Annotated in this window: 16 protein-coding genes; 10 read left to right on the top strand and 6 right to left on the bottom strand. The window is 38.4% G+C overall.

Annotated features, from left to right (window positions below):
• The first annotated feature begins 131 nt into the window (after positions 1–131).
• The 7 genes from C7H19_RS22980 (at position 132) to C7H19_RS22950 (ending at position 8,373) form a co-directional block, all read left to right on the top strand.
• On the top strand, positions 132–2,288 hold the full coding sequence (locus C7H19_RS22980) for a polyribonucleotide nucleotidyltransferase (protein ID WP_106459245.1): 2,157 nt from the start codon (positions 132–134) through the stop codon (positions 2,286–2,288).
• 130 nt (positions 2,289–2,418) lie between these two features.
• Positions 2,419–2,958, top strand: coding sequence for a DUF2808 domain-containing protein (locus C7H19_RS22975; RefSeq protein ID WP_106459244.1), 540 nt, complete (start codon positions 2,419–2,421; stop codon positions 2,956–2,958).
• 24 nt (positions 2,959–2,982) lie between these two features.
• Positions 2,983–3,315 (top strand): heavy metal-binding domain-containing protein, encoded by a 333-nt coding sequence (locus C7H19_RS22970; RefSeq protein ID WP_106459243.1) that lies wholly within the window; start codon positions 2,983–2,985, stop codon positions 3,313–3,315.
• 81 nt (positions 3,316–3,396) lie between these two features.
• Entirely contained in the window at positions 3,397–4,083 is a 687-nt protein-coding gene (locus C7H19_RS22965) for a hypothetical protein (RefSeq protein ID WP_106459242.1), read from the top strand.
• A gap of 60 nt (positions 4,084–4,143) precedes the next feature.
• Positions 4,144–5,028, top strand: a complete 885-nt coding sequence (locus tag C7H19_RS22960; RefSeq protein WP_106459254.1) for an alpha/beta fold hydrolase — start codon at positions 4,144–4,146, stop codon at positions 5,026–5,028.
• A 159-nt stretch (positions 5,029–5,187) separates the two neighbouring features.
• Positions 5,188–6,474, top strand: coding sequence for a phosphopyruvate hydratase (gene eno, locus C7H19_RS22955; RefSeq protein ID WP_106459241.1), 1,287 nt, complete (start codon positions 5,188–5,190; stop codon positions 6,472–6,474).
• 294 nt (positions 6,475–6,768) lie between these two features.
• On the top strand, positions 6,769–8,373 hold the full coding sequence (locus C7H19_RS22950; RefSeq protein ID WP_106459240.1) for a B12-binding domain-containing radical SAM protein: 1,605 nt from the start codon (positions 6,769–6,771) through the stop codon (positions 8,371–8,373).
• A 1-nt stretch (position 8,374) separates the two neighbouring features.
• Here the strand turns inward: C7H19_RS22950 and C7H19_RS22945 are convergent, their stop codons facing one another.
• From C7H19_RS22945 to C7H19_RS22930, 4 genes are all read right to left on the bottom strand, one after another.
• On the bottom strand, positions 8,375–9,970 hold the full coding sequence (locus C7H19_RS22945; protein WP_106459239.1) for an ArnT family glycosyltransferase: 1,596 nt from the start codon (positions 9,968–9,970) through the stop codon (positions 8,375–8,377).
• 180 nt (positions 9,971–10,150) lie between these two features.
• Positions 10,151–11,362 carry a DUF4336 domain-containing protein gene (locus C7H19_RS22940; protein WP_425428929.1) on the bottom strand — a complete coding sequence of 404 codons (1,212 nt, stop codon included), beginning with the start codon at positions 11,360–11,362 and terminating at the stop codon, positions 10,151–10,153.
• Positions 11,363–11,432: 70 nt separating this feature from the next.
• A complete protein-coding gene (locus C7H19_RS22935; protein WP_106459238.1) occupies positions 11,433–12,104 on the bottom strand; it encodes an HAS-barrel domain-containing protein in 672 nt (223 codons plus the stop codon).
• 4 nt (positions 12,105–12,108) lie between these two features.
• Positions 12,109–12,300: an NAD(P)H dehydrogenase subunit NdhS gene (locus C7H19_RS22930; RefSeq protein ID WP_106459237.1), complete on the bottom strand. Its 192-nt coding sequence runs from the start codon at positions 12,298–12,300 to the stop codon at positions 12,109–12,111.
• Between the two features lie 225 nt (positions 12,301–12,525).
• On the opposite strand from C7H19_RS22930, the gene C7H19_RS22925 reads away from it, so the two are divergent.
• Both C7H19_RS22925 and C7H19_RS22920 read left to right on the top strand, forming a co-directional pair.
• The gene (locus tag C7H19_RS22925) at positions 12,526–14,574 is read left to right on the top strand and encodes a DICT sensory domain-containing protein (RefSeq protein ID WP_106459236.1); all 2,049 of its coding nucleotides are present in this window, start codon (positions 12,526–12,528) and stop codon (positions 14,572–14,574) included.
• A 793-nt stretch (positions 14,575–15,367) separates the two neighbouring features.
• Entirely contained in the window at positions 15,368–16,474 is a 1,107-nt protein-coding gene (locus C7H19_RS22920) for an alpha/beta hydrolase family protein (RefSeq protein WP_106459235.1), read from the top strand.
• Positions 16,475–16,599: 125 nt separating this feature from the next.
• Here C7H19_RS22920 and C7H19_RS22915 read toward each other — a convergent pair whose 3' ends face one another.
• Positions 16,600–16,968, bottom strand: a complete 369-nt coding sequence (locus tag C7H19_RS22915; RefSeq protein WP_245927729.1) for an MSMEG_0570 family nitrogen starvation response protein — start codon at positions 16,966–16,968, stop codon at positions 16,600–16,602.
• 15 nt (positions 16,969–16,983) lie between these two features.
• Complete coding sequence (locus tag C7H19_RS22910; protein WP_106459234.1) at positions 16,984–18,609, bottom strand: ABC transporter substrate-binding protein; 1,626 nt, start codon at positions 18,607–18,609, stop codon at positions 16,984–16,986.
• Positions 18,610–18,698: 89 nt separating this feature from the next.
• Between C7H19_RS22910 and C7H19_RS22905 the strand changes: the two genes are divergently transcribed.
• On the top strand, positions 18,699–19,218 hold a 520-nt coding region (locus tag C7H19_RS22905; RefSeq protein WP_146136575.1), incomplete at its 3' end, for an RNA-guided endonuclease InsQ/TnpB family protein.

Raw genomic sequence — 19,218 nt, 5'->3', positions numbered from 1 at the left:
TTAGATTAAAAACCAACTAAGTATAAATATTCATTAAATTACAAAGTTAAAAAAATATAGACGTATTTATCACCAAAAATGTTAGGATTGCCACAGAACGAGAAAAGTGATAGAAAGGAATAATAATCTGAATGGAAGAATTTGATAAGTCAATATCTTTTGACGGAAGAGATATTCGGCTAAAGATAGGACTCTTAGCCCCACAAGCGGGAGGAAATGTACTAATTCAGTCTGGAGATACGGCAGTTTTAGTAACCGCAACATCAGCCCCAAGTCGTGAAGGGATTGATTTTTTACCATTGACCGTAGATTATGAAGAAAGACAGTACGCAGCCGGTCGTATTCCAGGTGGTTTTCTGCGTCGGGAAGGTCGCCCACCAGAAAAGGCAATTTTGATTAGTCGTTTAATTGATCGCCCACTACGTCCATTATTTCCCCATTGGTTGCGAAACGATATTCAAATCGTAGCAACCACCCTATCAATGGATGAAGAAGTACCACCCGATGTTTTAGCAGTGACAGGAGCATCGATCGCCACAATCTTAGCAAAAATTCCGTTTTTTGGACCAATGGCGGCGGTACGTGTTGGCTTAATTGGCGATGATTTTATCATTAATCCCACTTATCATGAAATCAACAAAGGTGATCTAGATCTAGTCGTCGCCGGTAGTCCTGATGGGGTTGTCATGGTCGAAGCAGGAGCCAATCAGCTACCCGAACAGGATATCATAGAAGCAATCGATTTTGGTTACGAAGCCGTTCGAGATCTAATTACGGCTCAATACGAAGCAATGCAAGAGTTGGGGATCGAATTAGTAAAAAGTGAAGAACCCCAAGCAAATGAAGAATTAAAAGCGTTTATTAGTGAACGTGCCACAGAATCAATCAAAAAGATTCTCTCACAATACGATTACGATAAACCCGCCCGTGATGCAGCGTTAGACGAAGTTAAAGAAACTCTAGTTAATGCAGCGATCGCAGAACTTCCCGAAGAAGATCCCATCAAAGTCGCCACCACCGAAAGCGCGAAAGTTGTACCAACATTATTCAAGGATCTGACTAAAAAACTGATGCGGAGTCAGATCATCAATGACGGTGTACGAGTTGATGGACGTGCTTTAGATCAAGTTCGTCCTATTAGTTGTCGTGTTGGAGTATTACCAAAACGGGTTCATGGTAGCGGTTTATTTAACCGAGGGTTGACTCAGGTTCTCTCCTTAGCCACTTTGGGAACCCCAGGGGATGCCCAAGACTTAGGCGATGATCTCCATCCCGAAGACGAAAAACGCTACTTACATCACTATAACTTTCCGCCCTATTCCGTCGGTGAAACCCGTCCAATGCGTTCACCAGGAAGACGAGAAATTGGACATGGAGCATTAGCCGAACGTGCGATCGTTCCTGTATTACCCAGTCAAGAACAGTTTCCTTATGTTTTGCGGGTTGTTTCTGAGGTTCTTTCTTCTAATGGTTCAACCTCGATGGGTTCTGTCTGCGGTTCTACTTTGGCGTTGATGGATGCAGGTGTACCTCTCCTGAAACCCGTTAGCGGTGCAGCAATGGGATTAATTAAAGAAGGTGATGAAGTCCGAATTTTGACTGATATTCAAGGAATTGAAGACTTTTTAGGCGATATGGATTTCAAAGTCGCGGGGACAGATGAAGGGATTACCGCCCTGCAAATGGATATGAAAATCACGGGGTTATCGATGGATACGGTGGCTAAAGCCATTAATCAAGCCCTACCCGCCCGCATTCATATTCTAGAAAAAATGCTCAGTACGATCGAAAAACCTCGAACCGAACTATCGCCCTATGCACCGCGTCTGATCACGATTAAGATCGATCCAGAAATGATCGGTTTAGTTATTGGTCCCAGTGGCAAAACAATTAAAGGAATTACAGAACAAACAGGAACCAAAATCGATATTAATGATGATGGAACCGTTACTATTGCTTCAATTGATGCCGATCAAGCTGATAAAGCCAAGAAACTGATTTACAACATGACTCGACGCATCAACGAAGGCGAGGTTTATGTAGGTCGAGTGACTCGCATTATTCAAATTGGGGCTTTTGTTGAGATTATGGCGGGAAAAGAAGGCATGATCCATATTTCCCAATTAGCCGAAGGACGAGTCGGTAAAGTCGAAGATGAATTAGCCGTGGGTGATGAAGTTGTGGTAAAAGTCCGCGAAATTGATAATAAAGGACGTTTAAACCTGACTCGTTTGGGAATACATCCTGATGAAGCAGCAGCAGCCCGTAAAGCGGCTTCTTATGCCTAATATCGTATAAAAATAAGCTAATCTATGCGTCGTCATTACTGAGGCGCATTTTTTAGACTTTGTTGCAAAAGATAGCAGTTTTTAACAGCATAAGTTAGATTGTGGACTATAAAAGTCTTGGACTAAAGCGATGTTTAAACAAGCGTTTATACTCACTAGCATTTTAAGTTTACTAGCTATTCCTGCTGCTGCCGTTCAATTTCCCGATGGTCGAAGTAGTTTTGAAAAAGCCCCTCGTTTGGTAGATATGATCACCACTCAAAGTAGTGCTAGAGTATGGATTGCAAAGTATTATGTAACCATTGATTTACCTTCTAATATCGGTGAACCTTTACAACAAGTCACGATTCAACAACGACAAGGTTTTGATAATATTAGATATCGCATTAATGAAACCGTTGCTTTTACAGGAACACCTCGCCGAAAAGGGGAAGCAATAGCGATTAAAAGTGCCACCTTTGATCAAGAGCAAAATTTAGTAACTGTGATTTTCGATCCCCCAGTTCCACCAGGACAAACCGTTACAATAGGTATAGTGCCGACACACAATCCCGATAATGATGGTGTTTATCTTTTTGGGATCACGGCTTTTCCAGCAGGTGAAAAACCATTAGGTTTATATTTAGGTGTCGGACGATTACAGTTTTATCTCGATAATCGCTTTTTTTAATACACAATAAAGGAGTATTTATTAATGATTGTCACAACATCGCCATCCATTGAAGGTAAAAAAATTATTCAATACTGCGGTTTAGTCAATGGTGAAGCAATTTTAGGCGCGAATATTTTTAAAGATTTTTTTGCGGGAATTCGTGATATTGTTGGGGGTCGTTCTGGAGGTTATGAACAGTCTTTACGACAGGCTAGAGAAACTGCAATCCGTGAAATGATTGATGCCGCACAAAGATTAGGGGCTAATGCAATTATTAGTGTTGATATTGATTATGAATCAATAGGTATTAGCAATGGCGGCAATATGTTAATGGTTGCAGCTAGTGGAACGGCGGTTAAATTTGTTGATCTCTAATCAGTCTAAAATTTAAAATAGAGGGTTAATAGTGGGTTTATTGACCAAAACCCTACATTCAAAGGATTAATTATTTTTTTTATGAATTTATTAAAAAAATTTTTTATTTGTTTTTTTGAAATATCTTTATTTTTAATTCCTCATCAAGCCAAAAGCCAAACCACAGAAGATCAAATCATTGATCTTAAACCAGAAATTATACAAGATAGCCCAGTTTTACAACGTTGGTTAAAAGAAATTCCAAATGTTTTAGAAGATATTAAATATGATCCCGCTTTTCGGACTCGCTTAAGATTAGGTTATTCTCAGTTTCCCTCATCCGATGATTCAGCAGGAATAAACTTCGGGGTAGAAGATGTATTTATTGGCAAAACGGGATTAACTATTAGAGGAGATTATCAAGCATCATTTAATGGCAAACGAGAAAGCGTCGGAGGCGATCTGCAGTACTATATTTTACCTTTGGGTTATCCCGTTAATATTGCCCCAGTCGTCGGATATCGTTATATAGAAACGAATCACTATTCTACTGATGGCGTGAATGTGGGATTAAAATTAATGTTATCCCTCTCTCGCAATGGTGGGGCGGATATTTCAGTTACTCAAAGTTTTGTTTCTCCAGGGACAAGTGATGAAGTCGGTATTACCAATTTTTCGGTAGGATATGCTTTAACCTCTAAGCTTCGTCTAGCTGCCGATATTAGCGCACAAAACTCACCCGAAGCGAAAGATAATCGTTTTGGTATTGTTCTAGAATGGATGCCCTAATGACAGAAATTTGTCAAAATAGTAGTATGTTTTTAGGATAAGCTCATTAGCGTGACAAGTATTTCTTTTTTAAATGAAGCGATCGATAATCTAACCGAATCTACCTCAATAACTCTAGCCAAACAGATTCAAGTTACTTCTTTAAATACCCCTCTAAGTTTACAAACGATCGCAACAACTTATATACAACAAGGAGAAGGAGGAACACCTATCCTGTTATTACATGGGTTTGATAGTTCTTTATTTGAATATCGCCGTTTATTGCCGATTCTGGCACAAAATCACGAAACATGGGCAGTAGATTTATTAGGATTTGGTTTTAGTGAAAGACGTTTAGATTTATCTATAACTCCTGAAACAATTAAAAGCCATTTGTATTTTTTTTGGAAAACATTTATACAACGTCCAGTTATTTTAGTGGGTGCTTCGATGGGAGGAGCAACAGCCTTAGATTTTACCTTATCTTATCCAGAAGTCGTCGAAAAATTAGTGTTAATCGATAGTGCAGGATTAGCCAAACCGCCGATTTTAGGTAAATATATGTTTTATCCCCTTGACTTTTTCGCCACTGCTTTCCTCAAAAATCCTTCAGTCAGACGATCGATCAGTAAAGCCGCATACTATGATAAAACCTTTGCGAGTTTAGATGCTCAACTTTGCGCCGCCTTGCATTTACAATGCGATAACTGGAATAAAGCCCTCATTGCTTTTACTAAAAGTGGGGGATATGGTTCATTTTTAGATAAAATATCTGCGATTAAACAACCCACCTTAATTCTATGGGGAGAAAATGATAAAATTTTGGGAATTAAGGATGCAACAAAATTTAAAAAATTAATTCCTAATAGTAAGCTAGTGTGGATTACTGAATGTGGTCATGTTCCCCATTTAGAGAAACCACAAGTAACAGCAGAACAGATTTTAGAGTTTAATCAGACCAATTAGAAAATAAGATTTTGTGGTGTTAGTTTACCTCGTTTACTTTAATAGAGTTAGAGCAATTGTAGATAGTTACAATCGCCAAAAAACTTAAGCAAATCCTAATACTCTCTTAATGCAACTATTTGATAGTGTAGTTACTTATAAACACCAAGACTAAATATTATGACAGCGATCACTACAATTCACGGAAGAGAGATTTTAGATTCTCGCGGTAATCCCACCGTTGAGGTAGATGTTATCCTTGAAGACGGTAGCAAAGGTAGAGCCGCCGTTCCTTCAGGTGCATCTACAGGCATCCGCGAAGCTTTAGAATTAAGAGATGGAGATGTGAAACGTTATGGCGGAAAAGGCGTTCTCAAAGCCGTTGCTAACATAAATGGAGCGATCGCAGATACTCTTAAAGGCATGGATGCAACCAATCAAGCATCTATTGATCATAAGATGTTGGAGTTAGACGGTACTGAAAATAAAGGGAATCTTGGAGCAAACGCAATTTTAGGCGTTTCGATGGCGGTGGCTCGTGCGGCATCAGAATCGGTTGATTTACCGTTGTACAAGTATCTAGGTGGAGATGGCGCGATTCTTTTACCTGCTCCTTGCTTTAATATCCTCAATGGTGGCGCACACGCCGATAATACCGTTGATTTTCAAGAATATATGATTGTACCCGTTGGCGCACCGACTTTTTCTGAGTCGTTACGGATGGGTGCTGAGGTTTATCATGCTCTTAAATCGATCCTCAAGTCAAAAGGATACAGTACAGGGGTGGGAGATGAAGGCGGTTTTGCACCTAGTCTAAAGACGAATATTGAAGCACTAGAATTGATTTTAGAAGGAATCGAGAAAGCAGGATTTAAAGCAGGTGAAGAGATTTCGATCGCTCTAGATCCAGCAACAAGCGAACTTTATCGAGAAGATGGGATGTATGAATTCTACAAATCAGATAAGAGTAAGAAAACATCTGAACAAATGATCGATATGTGGGAAAGTTGGGTTAATCAATTTCCAATTATATCGATCGAAGATGGATTAGGTGAACAAGATTGGAAAGGTTGGCAACTGCTGACAGAGCGTTTAGGAAATCGAATACAATTAGTCGGTGATGATGCGTTTGTCACTAATCCTAGCATTATTAAAAAAGCGATCGCGGATAAAGTAGGAAATAGTTCTCTGATCAAAGTTAACCAAATTGGTTCAATCACCGAAACCCTAGAAGCGATTAAGATTTCCGTCGATGCGGGTTATACCTGTATGATGAGTCATCGCTCTGGAGAAACACCCGATGATTTTATCGCAGATTTAGCCGTTGCGACCAACGTTGGAGAGATTAAAACTGGCGCACCTTGTCGCGGTGAACGTCTTTCTAAGCTTAACCAAATTCTTCGTATTGAAGAGGAATTAGGCAGTAAAGCGCAATATGCCGGTTGGAGTAAATTCAAAAAACCTTAAATAACCTGATTTTGGCTTAAATTTAAGAGTTTTTGCGATCTAACTCCCCTAACCGCCCCCTTCTTCCCTGCTAAAAAGAGGGGGGTAACAATTCTTTAAAAATCAAGTTCAAATTTATCAAGTGATTTGTTCATCAAAGATTTTATCGCCGACAAAGCTAGTCATCATTTATTGATTTAACTCCCTAGAGTGATTCTGTGAAAAAACCGAAATTTTGTTTATAAAATAAGGAAACTAAGAGTATATTGCGACATATGCTCTTAAAAAAAATTATTTTAGTTGAAAAACAAGATTATGTTGACAACTACCCTAGCAGAGACGCTCCCTGACAAAGTACCTTATCTACCCCGCAATCATCGCCGTATTCTTTGTATTTTTCCGAAATATAGCCGCTCTTTTGGTACTTTTCATTATGCCTATCCTTTAATGGGTAAAGTAAAAGCTTTCATGCCACCTCAAGGTATTTTGATTGTTGCTGCTTATTTACCAAAAGAATGGGAAGTTCGCCTGATTGATGAAAATATTACGTCTGCAACACAAAAAGACTATCTTTGGGCAGATGCAATTATTGTCAGTGGGATGCACATACAACGGCCGCAAATTAATCGGATTAATCAATTAGCCCATCAAGTCGGCAAAATAACGGTTGTTGGTGGGCCTTCTGTTTCCGCTTGTCCTGAATATTATCCTGATTTTGATCTATTACATTTAGGAGAATTAGGCGATGCAACCGATGCTATGATTCAATATTTGGATGAACATCAAAATCGTCCGACGCAACAAATTCGCTTTCAAACTCAAAAAAGATTACCTCTAAGTGAATTTCCGATCCCAGCTTATCATCTGATTAATTTAAATCAATATTTTATCGGTAGTATTCAGTTTTCGAGTGGCTGCCCCTATAATTGCGAATTTTGTGATATACCGACTTTATATGGACGCAATCCTCGACTTAAAACACCACAACAAATCATCGCTGAATTAGACGCAATTTTAGCATCAGGCAATCCAGGGGCTATTTATTTTGTCGATGATAATTTTGTCGGAAATCGTCAAGCTCTTAATGATTTACTTCCAGATTTAATAGCTTGGCAGAAAAAGAATGGTTATCCCGTACAATTTGCCTGTGAAGCAACACTCAATTTAGCCCAAAGTCCCAAATTATTAGAAATGATGAGAGAGGCTTATTTCTGTACTGTTTTTTGTGGAATTGAAACCCCTGAACCAGATGCTTTACAAGCTATTTCTAAACAGCATAATTTGAGTATGCCGATTTTAAAAGCAGTGAAAATTTTAAATAGCTATGGTTTAGAAGTCGTTTCAGGAATTATTTTAGGCTTTGATACGGATAGCCCTAAAACAGTAGATAACATCTTGGAATTTATTCGCCTCTCTCAAATACCGATGTTGACAATTAATCTACTTTATGCACTTCCTAAAACCGCTTTATGGGATAGATTAGAGAAGGAAAATAGAATTATTAGTGATGAAAATCGAGAATCAAATATTAAATTTTTAATGCCATATGAAGAAGTTGTTGGAATGTGGAAAAAATGTATCTCGACGGCTTATCGTCCTGAATTTCTGTATGAACGCTTTGCTTATAATGCTTTACATACCTTTTCTAATCGGATTCAAGTTCCTAATAGTCCCGCTCGTACTTCTCCTCAAAATATAATCAAAGGTTTAACTATTTTATTGAATCTAATGATTAGAGTTGGCTTATTTAGTCATTATCGCCAAACTTTTTGGCAAATGGCTTGGCCAGCTTTGAAAAAAGGTGAAATTCAAACCCTGATTCATATTGCTTTAGTGAGTTATCATTTAATTCAATTTACGATTGATTGTACTAAAGGAAAAGAATCTGCGTCGTTCTATTCTCAAAAAGTCAAATCTTAAATTAAGGATATACCTTTAAAAAATTTATCCCCTGATAAACATAAAAAATATTAGTCACAACGCCACCCCGTTTGATGGGAATCTCTCCTAATTTCTGATATTCTTGAAAATAAGGGCGATATTGTTCTATGACTTCAGGCTTCTCCACAAATCGTTTGTTAGTAATAAATAAGCCATTTTTTCCTAACCATTCCTGGGGATCATTCCAAAAAGCAAAGCCCCGAGGATCTTCACAAAAGCAAGTGACTGGAATCGGTTTAAGAGGATAAATTGCTAAATCAATTAATCCACCGATAAAGTAAGTGTGAGTAAAAATAAACTGGGAATTGGCTAAAGCAGCCGAAAAAACTGGGGAATCGACAAAAGCTTGCTGTAATTGTGTAATATCTAAAACCTCTGTTGAAACATCGTCTAATGGTGCTACAATTCCCCCAAATAATCCATATTGACTCGGTTTCTGAAAAATACCCAAATTAAGATGTAGTAACGCCAATAACAATAAACTTGCGATCGTTATTCCTGAATATTTTAACCATCGATAAGCCGAGCGTTTCGACTTTTGTCCCATCCAGTATCCGAGTAATAAAGTCGGTGTCCAAAAACCGGGTAATACCCAACTCGGCGTGACAAAGTAATAACCTCCAACGAAACTAAATCCGACAATAAGCGGTACAGATACACAAAGAATTAGCCATTGTCTATCTGCTAGATCACTACGGTTACGATGCGCTTTCCTTGAAAAAAAAGTTGGGATTTGTTGCCCTAAATTCTTTCCCATAATCCACCAGAGCGGCAGCCCCAAACCCGGAAACATAAATAAAATAGTTCCTAATACAACACCCAATACACCCAAAATATTAAACGTTTTGGGCGTTTTAAAACGTTTAGAAAGATGAAAACCAAAAGAAACCCAATCATGTTGTATATTCCAATACCATAAAGGAAACAGCGTAATGATAAACAATGCCAATCCTAACCAAAGCCAACCTGAGCGAAATACAGCATAATACCGAGGAATTGTCAAGCAAAAAATAACAAATCCTAAGCCTAAGATAAAGCCATGATATTTACTTAAGCAAGTAAGTCCAACTAAAACTCCTAAAATAGCTAGGCGATAGGTGGGGCGATAGGGTTCCGCATCCCTAAAAAATTCGCTAACGGCACAATAAAAGCTTGCTGACCAAAAGAAAATCAGTGGTACATCAGGTAAAGTAAAAATGCCAAAGACCAGCAGAAAAGCGGGAATAATTGAAGCAATAATTAGCGTTAGTTTAGCAACATAAGGATTAAAAAGTCGCTTACCTGTTAAATAGAGTAGCCATAAACTGCCAGTATATAAAAGCAATGCTCCCCAACGGATTGTAAATTGATTGGATATTCCAGTGATCCATGTACCCAAACCCGTTGATAGAGCGACCATAGGCGGATGATCAAAGTAGCTCCAATCGAGTTGATGACTATAAATATAATAATAAGATTCATCGTAACCAGGGGCGATCCAATAAGCGATCGCTCCTCGAAAAATTAATCCAGCAATAAGTATTAAAACAATCGAAATATCGAAATCTTTTGACCAGTTTTTTGTAAATTTGAACATTATAAAATAGTTACATTACTTAATGTGAGTTAAGCTGTAACCTGAGTTTTGGTTAAGAAAACAAAAGAAAAATTGAACAATGAAAAAGCTGAGAATCGCTAATCGAACTTAATCGAGTTAGAGTTCGTTTATCTCCTCTATTTCTTCTGAGTTTGGTAAAAGATTTCTTGGTTTTGACCATTATATCTTAGGTTGTGCGGGTGGAAGTAAGCGCGTTTTTTCTAATTTGATTTCAAGCTCATTGAGAAAGGAAACATCTTGCTCGACTAAAAAGTTATAATTAATTGCCGAATCTTTTTCTAAAAAACTAAACGCTTGACGGAATTGTTGTGGAGTTGCTGAGATAGGTGCATCAAAATGACACGGAATAATTTTATTAAAGTTCCATTGTGCGACTTGATTTGCCCAAGATAACGTTTCTATTGGCGCACGGTTTAAAATTAAAGTCTGTAGGATGGGTGCAACGAATGGCTCACCGTTTCGACGCAGTGCCTCAAAAGACTGTTGCCAATTTTCTCGCCATCGGAACGGAAATAAACCAAAATACGCTTTTTTCGACTTTTCTGCGGCTTTTAGAGCATTACGAAAAACTTGTACCCAAGGTGGAACCTCTAAAACACTGGAACGAAAATAGAGAGCAAATAAACAAATTCTTTGCCATCCTTTGCGGTAATTTTCTAGATTATTGGGCATCAGGTCAAATGCACTATCTTTAGCATGGAAAAGCAACGGATAAGGATCGAGTCGAATAATCGCGGGTGGTTCAGTAGGAACAGAAATAATAGAATCAGTTAGGAGTAGAGTCTGTGATTGTTTATGAAATAACGCCACTTCTGCAAAACGTCCAGGTCCTAAATAAATTGGCCCCAAAATTCGATAATCAAACTCATCAGCAAAGGGAACTTGACTACTATCTTTTGGTAATATGTATGTTCTATCTGGAGGAAAACCCAACCAACTAAGGGGAAGATTAACGGGAAAACTCCACTGATAAGGTGCGACAAAAACTTGAGCTTTGGGAAACCTATTCGCAAATGGCCCGACAAATACCTTATGTTCTACTCCAGAAATCGTCGGCAGGATAATATATTTAATATCGCCGTGTTCTTCGACTAATTCATTGACTAATCTAAGACATTCCGGGGTCGGTGCCACAGGTGCATAGACTAATAAGCCACCTTGTGCTAGTTTAATAACCGTCATGCGGATGGGAACAACAACATAAAAAATTCCCTGTAACTGCTCAAACGTCCAAATCGTATTACTAACGACTTCTTGACGGAGTGTACGCCGTTGACTATAAGGATAAATGGGGACAACTGGCCAAAATGCCCAAAACCAGTCTTTAGAAGCGTTATTTTTTTGTTGCATCCACATGACTCGCGCTTTCATTTTCATCTATACGCACTTTGGACTCATCCTTAAATTTTAGGATTTTGCTGTAGTCCTCATTACTATTTAATCAGTTTAGATGAATTTGACTGAGGATATAGCGTAGACGATCGTAATCATCCTTTAGTAGTATACTTAACTGTCTACCCACTTTGACTAACCATTGGCGATCGGCTTTTCTCAGTTGATAGATATCTCTAATAGATGCCGCCGCTAAAGCTTCTGGGGGACTTTCTCGAACTTGTAGTAAAATTCTTAAAAACTCCAACTGTTCGCTAAAATGTACTACTTCTGAGGGTTCACATTGATAGACAGCTTGATGAATTTGGGGCGGACGCGGGGGTAAATATTGATAAACTTCGCCAAATTGGGCAGAATGTCCATTAGAAGAACGATGAGGCACTTCAAACCCAACAATTGCCGCCCGAAACTCCGTTTTTAGCATAGCGAAAATTTGGGGCTGTTGTTCGCGCAATTCAGCGAGAGTTAAACCCAACGCCCTAGCCCGATGGACTGAATCAATGGGAGTTGTGGTAGCATAGGTGACTACTCCAATAATTTTATAACCTGATTGCTCATCATAAGCTTTAACCCAACTGCCAAAAGCCGGCATCATGGGGAATTTTAATTCTTCAGGTTCTAAACATTGGGCTAAAATACCTGTGCTTGCGGTTTCGATCACTTCAGCAATATGATTGGGCTGACGGCGATCGCTCGTGAATTGCGGTAAAGGTAAACGCATAACTTTACTTTTTCTTAGCGGGAGTAAGAACGACTTCTTCTAATTCTGATAATTTGAAAGTAACCAGTTTATCCCAGTTTCCCCCTTCAAATAAGACGGCAACATTACCATCACTGAGCCGTTGTACTAATCCTTCAAAACGATAGTAAGTATCATCGGGGTTAATTACTCGTACAGTTGCGCCAGGTAAAATCATAATTGTATTGATCACTTTTTCCTAATTAACTTGAAATGATTTTAGCAGGAATTTTCAAAATAAAGCCAAATTCCTTTTAGACTATATACCGTAGTCGCCAAACTCAAGAATAAGTTTTTTAGAGATTGTCTTGGCCTTTGAACACTCTAAACATTACTCTAGTAAAAAGGATTGTTTAACTCAAAGCCATTTTGCTTACTCAGGACATAGGGAAAAACATTTTAAATGAGCATCTCAACTTCTGTCCTAGCGGAACTATTGCAATTTATTCCGAATTGGCGACCACAAATGTACTTTAAGGCTTCCTTAACGGCTCTTTCCCATGCTATGGAAGATCAAGTACTCGCCGAAGCGGATCAACCTCTTGTTATTGCGAGTTTTCAGCGTGAACGTTTTTATCGTCAGGAAGCTCATCGCTATCAAAGAATTGCGAGTCAAACATCTCAAGTATATGTTTTAGCCGCCCCTGAAACAGAATTTAGTAATCGTTCTGATGTATACGAAACGATCGCATTTGAACCCACCGACGGACTCGCTGAAGAATGGCATTTAATTGTTATTGGGAAACACTACGCAAGTTGTCTACTTTGTCGAGAACGTACCCAAATTGTTGAACAAGAAAAAATCGAAACCGCGATGGATAATAGCCGTCGTTTTGAGGGTATTTGGACATCAGATCGTCTCGTTACTCAAATGGCCGCTAAACTCTTATTAGATCGGATTTTATATTATCGTCCTGAATTAGCCCCTAAAATACAAGAAGCAAATCGCCTGTATCTTGATTCCGATACGCAAAAATTAGCGATCGCTGTTCAATCCTCCCTAAATTATCCAGATCCTTTTGTCCAAAGATTAGTTACCTATCTTCAAGCTGGACAATACAAAATTCTTAAAGCTAATCGATCTCTGGCTTCTAAAGAACAAAAAGAACGTTTAATTAATTCAATTACCAGTGCAATTCGTCGTTTTCTAGACCCAGAAGAAATCTTACAAGTAGCAGTACAAAAATTAGGCGAAGGTTTAGGCGTTTGTCGCTGTCTAGTTTATCGCTGTAATGCAACTGATGTAACAGCTACGATCAAACATGAGTTTTTAAATGATGGAATTGGTTCTATTAAAGGGCGAAATTGGCCACTCAAAAATAATCCATTATTTGAAGAAATTTTACAATTACGTGAATCGATTAGTATTGATGATGCGCTTCATGATCCGCGAATTAATGACCCAAATTCTAGCGAATCGTTACAAAATTTAGTACAAAGCTGTTCTATTTTATCATGGCTACTGGTGCCGATTTTATATCAAGGTCGCTTACTCGGAATGGTGGAACTACATCATTGTGGCCCAGTTCCGACCACATGGAAAAGTGAAGATATTGCTTTAGTCGATGCTGTTGCCACTCAAGTCGGTGTAGCGTTGATTCAAGCTGAAGCCTATGCTAGTTTACAGGATCTTAATGAGCAGTTAGAAGCATTAGATCGGACTCGCTCTAATTTAGTTGCAATTACGGGTCATGAATTACGCACTCCTCTTTCGACGATTCAAGTTTGTCTAGAAAGTTTGGCGACTGAACCTGATATGTCTCCAGAACTGCGTCAAGTGATGCTTGATACAGCTTTACATGATGCCGAACGAATGCGTAAACTAATTCAAGATTTCTTAACTCTATCACAGCTAGAAAGTGGGCGTGTACAATGGCATCCTGAACCACTTTCCCTTGCAGAATGCGTTGAGTTATCCTTGAGTCATATTCGCGCTCGTAATTTAGAAAGTAATTTACCCAAGATTGAAAATTGTATTTCTTATGATTTACCTCTTGTTTTAGCAGATGGAGAATGGGTCGTTGAGGTTTTAACGAAGCTTTTGGATAATGCCTGTAAGTTTACCAGTCCAGAGGGAAGTATTACGATCGATGTTACTCATCCTAATCTACAAGCTTTAGAGGTGACTGTCTCCGATACAGGGCGCGGCATTGAACCAAATCGATTAGAAACAGTATTTGAACGCTTTTATCAAGAAGAAGGAGCATTACGGAGAAGTATCGGCGGAACTGGTTTAGGATTAGCGATTTGTCGGCAAATTGTCAATAATTGGGGTGGAGAAATCTGGGCTGTATCGGCTGGAAAAAATCAAGGTAGTCAGTTTCATTTTACAATTCCAATTGTGAGTGAGCCGATAGAAACTAATGGTTTTAATGGTTCGACTAATGGTCAACCCGCCGCCCTTCCATCGACCCCCAAACGCCGTAAAACCACCCGACGTAAGGTAAATTAACAACCTGTCAAATTTGTAATGAACCTGCCCCAAATTATCTAGACGAAATTGTTAAATTACGCAAGACTTTAGTTACAAAAATTAACTAATCTATCTTTTTCCAGACCAATTTAGGGTAAGGACACGGGGCAAGAAAAGACAAACCGCACCATTGAAGAAGATTAATAAAATTAGTCCTAATTCATTGAATTCCATAAATGATACTACCTTTACTAAAGACTTTCCTTTATTATGACGGTAAAACGAATTTTTAAACCAGTTTGGAAGTTTGAATTACTTTTGCATTAGATAAGTTTTTCAAAATATTAATAATTGTTAACCAACTTGAGTAATTCATTCTTTAATTAGAACAAAGAAAATTGCTCGTTTGATAGCTTTGAAGTCAACAACATAAAAGCGACCGCAAACCAGAAATTTTTACATTTAGTCATTCGTTCAACGGCAGTGCCTGTAAATGATTGCCTTTTGTAGTAAGGATTAAAAATCGAGTTGACATAAAACCAAAACAATTAAGTCAAGGAAAAGACCCTCACATGACCCGTCGGCGATAGAGCATTGGTTTATCCGATCCACCAGTCCCTATTTTTAAAGACGCTTTTCTAACGCGATCGGCTTCTAAATTCGACTGAACAAGTCATAAATCACCGATTTTTCTAGGATTGCTTTAAATATAACCATTCTATAGATAGATCTCTATAATTCTTCTTTAGATAGATAGAAAATTAGTTAAAAATCAGTAAATTATGGACATTCATACATTAAATGAAATCACCTAAAACTGTGAGGAGAAAAGATGATAAACGTATTTGATACGAACTTTCAACAGCTAAACCAGCATCAATTGATGGCACAATCTGGCGAAGGAGAACTCTTCTGGAATACAGATCCCTTAGTACAATCCTCCTTAAATACATTAACTGGACTTGTCAATAGCGGTACTACTTCAACAAGTGAATCTACCTTGTATCAAACTGCAAATATTCTCAGCAGCAATACTCAAAATGAAAACCTCATTTTTGATTTGCTCGATATTCATCTACCGAAAGAGCCAGACAGCGATCCCCTAGCACGACCCAACAGGACATTAATAAAACTCCTCGATGGTCAAACTACTCCAAATAGTCAATTTACCTTGTATCAAACTACAAATTCTGCCGACTTTTATATATGGGGTAATAATAGAGTCTTTAATCGCACTCAAGCAACTTATGTTTTGACTCACGGTTGGCAAGATTATCCAGTGAACGATACAAAATGGGTCGATTTAGCCTCTTCTATTATTCAATATGACCCCAAGGCTAATATATTTTTAACAGATTGGTCAGATTTAGCCACGAACGCAGTTTATCCCGAATCTGCTTACGATACCTTCGTTGTCGGTCAAGAATTAGGAAATTTTTTAGAAAGATTAGATATTGTTCCTAGTAAGACAACCCTTATCGGTCATAGCTTAGGGGCGCACGTTAGCGGAATTGCAGCCGATAGATATGATAGCTTGCTGGGTAATCCAAGCATCAAAACAGTCATAGGTCTTGACCCTGCAGGCCCATCATTTGAGGACGATCTAGTTGGAGATGTTCAACTTCTACTTGGAGGACGCGATCTTAGAAAAAAAGTCTATCGACTTGATGCCAGCGATGCAACTCAAGTGGTTGCCCTCCATACTGACCTCATACTTGGTTATGATGCACGTTTGGCTGATTTGGATATTTACGTCAATGAGCCAGCTTTGGTGCAACCCGGTGAACTGAGCTTTGTCGGAAATCATTTATATGCTGTTAATTTGGCAGCAGATCTCTATAAAGGTGCTGCTTACGTTCAGAATGATGGTTCCGTTTTTGAACTTAATGATTTATTCACTTCAACTGGTAGTTATGCCGTTGAAACAACCGCAGTTTAGCTTCCTTGTTGGAGCAAAACTAGCAACAATAAACTCTCTTTTGTCAAACTGGGGTAAAATTTCGCTCTTTCGTCGGCTGTAACGTCGTGATTTCGTCCAATTCTCCCAAAGTGACAAAAAAGAGTTTATTCAATAAACTGAATTACTTGTACTTTGGGTTGCACTAAGTTTTTATACTCAGTAGATTTGAGTTCTATTTCTTCGAGTTGTCCTAAAGCGAGTCCGCAAGGTCTACCATATTTCGCTTTAACCCGATCGCTTGCCAGTTGTAGGGCTGTACGCGAGCGGTTAACAAAATCATCTAAATCATATTTACACTGGGGTGTAAAGTATTTTTTGACGACCAAAGAAGGTGAATAGCAGATCTCTTGAGAACCGTCTGGCCACTGTATTTGAAAACGAATTTCAGGCATATTTTTAGTATCACATTTAAGAGTGTTTGTCAAGAAAATTACAAATTTACCAACGAGCATTAAAATGTGTTTTCCTGACATGGTTTATACTCCTGATTAAATGGGTTGGATTGTCCAAAACGGGGTAAGTTGATTAGGATTAAGAATCATCCCTTTTATTTTATTTTGCACGAAAGCATAATCTTTGCTTTGCCAGAGGGGAATATACGGGACTTCTTGTGCAAGGATATCTTGTATTTGAGCAAAAATATTTTGACGAATTTTCGGATCTTGTTCTTGACGCTGTTGTTCAATTAATGTGTTGATGACTTGGTTATAAAAAAATGATCCCTGACTCTGAGATCCACCCTCAGAACATCCATCTTGGGGAGAACCTTTAGAACAACTCAAAAAGGGTTGAATATAGTTATCGGCATCTAAAAAATCAGGATACCAGTTAGAGAGAGCAGAACTATATAACCCTCGGCTTACATTTTTAAAATATGCAGCAGAAGCAATACTATTTGGTTCTATGGTAATCATATCGTCTAAATCGCGTTTCGCCAATGCTTTAAGAACACCTGCAACCATACTAGCCGTAACCGAACTAGAAGAGTGCCAAATTTCGACAATAGCGGGGTTTTCTTTGGTAAAACCAGCTTCTATAAGATATTGTTTTGCTTTTTCTATTTGATGATCTCCGTATTGTTCCTGAAAAACAGGTTTATAGACATCAAAGGTTTTTGGAATTAGACTGTATAAAGGTTCTCCTTGTCCTTGTAAGATTCTCTCATTGAGTAAAGAACGATCGATTAAAGATGCGATCGCTTTTCTAACGGCTTTTTCTTTGACTGGTTCCGTTTTCACATTTAAGGCTAAAAAACTAATAGCGGTTCCTGATGCTTCTATTACCTGCCATTTTCCCTCTTTTGCTTGGGTTTGTAGTTTTCTAATTTGAGGAGCCTGTAAACTTTGATAAGCTACATCTACTGTCCCTGTACTAAACGCGTTAAATAAATTTGCAGGATTTCCTAAGTATATTTGTAAATCGATCCCTTTATTTTTGGGTTTTTCACCCCAATATTGTTCAAATGGTGCTAATTTTAGAGAATCGTTTTTAACTTCGACTAATTTATAGGGACCTGTTCCAACAAATTGATCGGGAACAAATTTACCCTCGCCAATTTCGTAAGCTTTGGGTGATACTGCACACGCTCCAGGAAAAGCGAGTAATGCAGTAAAAGCAGCAAAAGGACTTTTTAGCTTAATTTGTATTTCATCATCTCCTGTTGCTTCGACTTTTGCGATCGCATCAGACAGTAAAAAAGAAGGTTCGCCCCCATTTTCAATAAAACGTCTTAGAGAGAAAACCATCGCTTGAGCATTAAACGGTGTGCCATCATGAAAAATCACGTCATTTCGCAGAGGAATCGTATAAATTAGCCCATCATCACTAATTTTCGGCATTTCGCGGGCTAATAAAGGGATTAAATTAGTCGTTCCAGGTTTATAGGTGTAGAGAGTTTCCCCTAGATTGTAACTAAGAATCATGCCAGCGAGTTCGTAATTATCCGCCGGATCGAGGGTTCGTGTTTTTAATGTTGTTCCGATCGTAACACGACCATTTTGATTGATCGTTGAATTTGTTGGGTGAGTATTTTGGGAGTGACACCCCACCACTACAGCAACGCAGAAGAAAAATAATATTAATAATTTTCCCAGATTAGATAGTTTTATTTTCATCGAAAATTTGGGTTAGAAACCCCGTCCTTAAGGACGGCTTTACTCTTTAATTGTACTATCTTCACAAAACATATGTTAAAATGTAAGACATGGAAAAAGCTTTTAGTTACCGATTTTACCCAACGCCCGAACAAGAGTCGCTTCTGCGGCGCACGTTAGGTTGCGTAAGATATGTGTACAATAAAGCACTCCATGAAAGAACGCAAGCTTGGTACGAACGTCAAGAAAGAGTTGGATATAGTCAAACTTCTTCAATGTTAACCAAATGGAAAAAACAAGAAGAATTAAGTTTTTTAAATGAAGTTAGCTGTGTCCCTTTGCAACAGGGGTTGAGGCATTTACAAAGTGCTTTTACTAATTTCTTTGCAGGCCATGCCAAGTACCCCAATTTCAAGAAAAAACATCAGAGAGGTAGTGCAGAATTTACTAAGTCAGCCTTTAAATGGAAAGACAGACAAATCACTCTAGCAAAATGTACAGAACCATTGCCGATTAGATGGTCTAGACAAATTCCTATGGGGTGTGAACCGAGTACTGTTAGTGTTAGGCTACATCCAGAAGGACGTTGGCATATCTCAATAAGATTTGATGACCCAACGGTTAAACCCC

This window comes from Aphanothece hegewaldii CCALA 016 (assembly GCF_003007785.1).
Classification (GTDB): Bacteria; Cyanobacteriota; Cyanobacteriia; order Cyanobacteriales; family Microcystaceae; genus Chroococcus; species Chroococcus hegewaldii.
Note: the sequence above shows the minus strand (reverse complement) of the source record. Positions and strands in the feature narration are given on the sequence as shown.